Here is a 4,402-nt window from a genome sequence, read left to right as displayed (position 1 = left end):
GCTCTACCTGGACTTCATCAACATGTTCCAGTTCCTCCTCGCGCTCGTGGGCAATCGCAACGAGTAACGACGAGCGGATCGAACGATCACGAAGCCCCGGCCGAAAGGCCGGGGCTTTTCTTTTGTTCATCTCTCCGGCGGAAGTGCCGAGCGATAGCCGAAATAGGCGCTCGCAACGGCCGCACCTGCGCAGATCAGGGCCACCAGCCCGAACCCGCCGATCATGGCCGTGGCATAGATTTCCCTTAAGGCGTCGGGTGGCGAGGCGGACATCGGCGGGAGAGCGCCGAAGGTCGTTCGTGCGAAGAGATCCGCCATCTCCGGAGCCGTCCATAGCGCAGCCTGCCGAAATCCGAACGTGGCCACGATGCCCAATCCAGCGACGGCGATCAGCCCCGCGACTCGGGAGATCGCGTTGTTGATGCCGGAGGCCACGCCGATGCGCTCGTCGGGCACGGCATTCATGACCGTGGTCGACAGCGGCGCGACCGTGATTCCCAGGCCCAGCCCCATGACGGCCATGACCGGCACCACCGCGAGCCAGTAGCCGCCATGAAGGACGGCAGGAGCCAGAAGCGCAAAGCTTAAGGCCGTGATGAGGGGACCCATCGTGAGGAGCATGCGGGTTCCGAACCGGTCGGCCATCACGCCGCCGAGCCGGGAGAGCACGGCCATCAGGATGGTGAAGGGCAGAAACACGGAGCCTGCCTTGGCGGCCGAATAGCCATGGGCCTCGATCAGCGCCGCCGGTAGGAAGAACAAGGCGCCGCTGAGGGCGAAATAGAGCAGCAGGGTCAGCGCATTGACGTTGGCGAAAGCCGACACGCGAAACAGGTCGAGCGGCATCATCGGAGCGGCACAGCGCTTCTCGTGCAGCACGAAAAGGCCAAGGACCGCCCCACCGGCGAGCGTCAGCAGGATCGCGATGGCCCGATGGCTTTCCCATTCGCCCAGCGCCGTGAGCCCATAGGCGAGGAGACCGAGCCCGGCGTCCGCCAGGACGGCACCCAGCCAGTCCATGGGGGTCTCTGCCATCACCGGGCTTTCCGGCACATGTCGCCAGCACAGCCAGAGTGCCAGCGCGGCCATGGGGACGTTGATCCAGAAAATCGCCTGCCAGGGGCCGATATCGATGAGCCAGCCGCCGAGAATCGGCCCGAGGGCCGCGGCGATGCCGGAGGCGGCCGCCCAGGTGCCGATGGCCTTCCCCCGCGCATCCTTCGGGAAATGGGCGCTGATCAGGGCGAGCGATCCCGGCACCAGCAAGGCGCCGCCGATCCCCTGAAAGGCCCGGGCCGCGATCAGCATCCCGGCCGATCCGGACAGGCCGCACAACAAAGAGGTCAGGCCGAAGCAGGCGATGCCGATCATGAAGATTCGTCTCAGGCCGTAAGCATCGCCGGCCGCACCGCCGAGAAGCAGGAACGCGGACAGCGTCAGTGCATAGGCATTGGTGATCCATTGCATCTCGGACAGGGAGGCCTGCAGGCTCTCGCGCATCTGCGGCATCGCGACGGTGACGATGGCGCCATCGGCAAAAACCATGCTGGAGGCCAGGATCGCAGTCCAGACCACATAAGCCTGCTTTCGGGACCCGGTGGATGGCTGCGGCTTGCTTGGGCTGAGCTCGTTCACGCGCAGGCCTTTCCGATGACGCCCCATGTTAAAGCAGGAGGACGATGAAAAGACAGTCTTCCCAATCCGATATGCTATTCCTTCGCATCCCGAAAATGCATTAGACAATCTCCATGAGCATTCTCGTGCGCCCTTCGTCCGAATCCGATCTCGATGCCATCTCGGCCATCTATGCCCATGCGGTGACGCATGGCACGGCCTCGTTCGAGCTCGAGCCTCCCGACAAGCTGGAGATGGTGCGCCGCCGGGCCGCCATTCTGGAGGGCGGCTATCCCTATCTCGTGGCGGAAAAGGACGGCGCGATCCTCGGCTATGCCTATGCGGGCGCCTACAGAACGCGCCCGGCCTATCGTTCGACGGTGGAGGACTCGATCTATGTCGCGCCGTCCGCCCAGGGGCAGGGCGTCGGGCGCCTGCTGCTCGCCGCTCTGATCGAGGAATGCGAGAGACGGGATTTCCGACTCATGGTGGCCGTCATCGGCGATGAGGAATCGAAGGGGTCCATCGGCCTGCACCGGAGCATGGGCTTCGAGCCGGTCGGCATCCTGAAGGGCATCGGCTACAAGCACGGGCGCTGGCTTTCCACGGTGCTGATGCAGCGGCCCCTCGGACGCGGCATGCAGGAACCGCCGACGCGTCCGATCTGATCAGCGCCGCGCGCGCGCCGCGGCTCTCGTCCCGAAGAGCAGGGCCAAGCCTGCCAGTGCCATGACGCCGACAGCGGTGCTGGTCCGGCGCGCCGAAAAGGGCAGGCCTTTCCGGTCACGCCACCCACCACTCACCCCGCTGCCTGTCGGAACGGGTTGCAGCAGCGCTCCTTGCGTCCGCGGTGCAGGCGCCGCGCGTTTGAGCGCCCGACGCATCGCGGCACCCATCAGATGCTCCGTCAGGCCGGGAGCCAACGCATAGGCGATCTGTGCCGCACGCGCCGGCCACCCGACAGCCACCTCGTCGCGCGGCCGGCGCACGAGCGAAACGAAGGTTTCGGCCACGTCCTCAGGGGCGTAGATCAGCGGACCCAGATCGATCTGCCGACCCGAGACGTTGGCCCCATGCTCGAAGCCGGGCGTATCGATGATGGCGGGAAACACGCCGCAGACATGGATATCGGGTTGATCCCCCAGTTCCTGCCGCAGGCTTGCCGAGAAGCCCCGCAGAGCGAATTTGGAGGCCGTGTAGGCTGCGGCAAAGGGGCTCGGCACCCAGCCTCCGAGCGAGATGTTGTTGATGAGGATGCCATGGCCTTGGCCGAGGAAGACGGGCAAGGCCGCATAGGCGCCGTGCATGGACCCGAGCAGATTCACCTCGATCGTACGGCGGTGGAGAGCGATATCCGCATCCTGATACGGGCCGAACACGCCCGTGCCGGCATTGTTGATCCAGACGTCGATGCTACCGAAGGCGCGCCGCGCCGCTTGGGCCAGATGATCGACCGCTTCGGCGTCGGTCACATCGGTGGGTACCGCGATGGCCTGCGTGCCGAGATTCCGGCACTCACGGGCGACTTCCTCGATCAACTCTGTCCGGCGTGCCGCGAGCACCACGCGGGCACCGCGCTTGGCGAATGCAAGCGCTGCGGCACGTCCGATGCCGCTCGACGCGCCGGTGATCACGATGGAAAGGCCGGCAATCTCGCGCGTCATGAAAGTGCCTCGTCGCTGCTGAGGTTGGGCCGCGTCGTTGTCGAAGCCGGTCCAGCCTCAGTGGCATCATTCGTGCAACGCGATGAGCACTGGGGTGTTCCGGGCAGCGCAGCGGCCACCATGCTGGCGAAGCCACTTGACCGCTCATCGAGCCATTGGCTCGGGAACGGCAGGCCGTGTGCAACCCTAGTTCGATACAACCTTCGGCTTGTCGAGCACGCGCAGCACGCGAGCGAGTTCATGTCCGCGCTTGAGGATCAGGCCCGTCGAGACGATAACCGAATAGGCACCCTGCTTCTTGGCGAGCTTCGGGTCCTTCTCGATCCGGTAGAGGGGCACCTCGGATGTGCGCCGGAAGATGGAGAAGACGGCCTTTTCGGGCATGAAGTCGATCGCATAATCGCGCCATTCGCCGGCCGCCACCATGCGGCCGTAGAGATTGAGAATGGCCTGCAACTCGGCACGGTCGAAGGACACCTGTTTCGGCGCGGCGGGGAAAGGAACGATGTGGGCCGAGCCCTGCATCGAGCCGCCGCGCAGCGGCTCTGCGATGTCACCTTCGCTCATGACGCCTCCCATGTCTGGCGCACCGTGCGGAAAAGTGGACCCGGTTTTCCGCGAAGAACGATGCGCAAGTTAATAGATGAGCATTGGATCGATCCTGAAAGCGGCTCCACTTCTGGCTCCGATGCTCTGGTCAACATGCCCCGATGATGGGCTTCGGCGGCTGAGGGATCAACCCATCGTGACACAATGAATCACCGGTTCTTTTGCAAATCTTATTCCTGCCTCATTCGTGCCGCGATGGAGCCAAACTGAATGCCGTTAATGCTTAAGTTGCCTCGACGGCCCGGCTCATCGAACGGCTTGGACACGTCAGCCCCCCAGCCCTCTGAGTTGCTTGAGGAGCCGGGCCACCCTCGAGACACAGGGCTGCCTCCCAAGGCAGCCTTTTCCTTTATTCAAAGGGCTTTGCGATGGTCCAGATCGCAAAGCCCTTATATGGGCCGATACGTCAGTCAAGTGCTGGTCGCAGGTGCTGCCGTGATCTCCGAGGTTGAGCCCGATGGCGCTCATGCGAACCGTTCGTCCGCATCACCTTATATCCGGTTGGGCCTAAGCCC

4 protein-coding genes are annotated in these 4,402 nt (G+C 64.3%); 1 reads left to right on the top strand and 3 read right to left on the bottom strand.

Going from position 1 to position 4,402, the window contains the following annotated elements; genetic code table 11:
* Positions 1-126: 126 nt before the first annotated feature.
* Positions 127-1,635 (bottom strand): MFS transporter, encoded by a 1,509-nt coding sequence (locus FS320_RS38850; RefSeq protein WP_338105658.1) that lies wholly within the window; start codon positions 1,633-1,635, stop codon positions 127-129.
* Positions 1,636-1,748: 113 nt separating this feature from the next.
* Here FS320_RS38850 and FS320_RS38845 point away from each other — a divergent pair, with 113 nt between their 5' ends.
* The gene (locus FS320_RS38845; protein WP_152717690.1) at positions 1,749-2,282 is read left to right on the top strand and encodes a GNAT family N-acetyltransferase; all 534 of its coding nucleotides are present in this window, start codon (positions 1,749-1,751) and stop codon (positions 2,280-2,282) included.
* On the opposite strand, the gene FS320_RS38840 is transcribed toward FS320_RS38845, so the two are convergent.
* On the bottom strand, positions 2,283-3,278 hold the full coding sequence (locus FS320_RS38840) for an SDR family oxidoreductase (protein WP_152717688.1): 996 nt from the start codon (positions 3,276-3,278) through the stop codon (positions 2,283-2,285). It lies immediately after the preceding gene.
* A gap of 186 nt (positions 3,279-3,464) precedes the next feature.
* The gene (locus FS320_RS38835) at positions 3,465-3,845 is read right to left on the bottom strand and encodes a DUF2794 domain-containing protein (protein WP_152717686.1); all 381 of its coding nucleotides are present in this window, start codon (positions 3,843-3,845) and stop codon (positions 3,465-3,467) included.
* Positions 3,846-4,402 lie beyond the last annotated feature (557 nt).

Source organism: Microvirga tunisiensis, assembly GCF_009296175.1.
In the GTDB taxonomy this organism is placed as follows: Bacteria; Pseudomonadota; Alphaproteobacteria; order Rhizobiales; family Beijerinckiaceae; genus Microvirga; species Microvirga tunisiensis.
Note: the sequence above shows the minus strand (reverse complement) of the source record. Positions and strands in the feature narration are given on the sequence as shown.

Coding starts and splice junctions, on each gene's coding strand:
- FS320_RS38840 (WP_152717688.1), bottom strand. CDS start 3,278: ATGACGCGCGAGATTGCCGGCCTTTCCATCGTGATCACCGGCGCGTCG.
- FS320_RS38845 (WP_152717690.1), top strand. CDS start 1,749: ATGAGCATTCTCGTGCGCCCTTCGTCCGAATCCGATCTCGATGCCATC.
- FS320_RS38835 (WP_152717686.1), bottom strand. CDS start 3,845: ATGAGCGAAGGTGACATCGCAGAGCCGCTGCGCGGCGGCTCGATGCAG.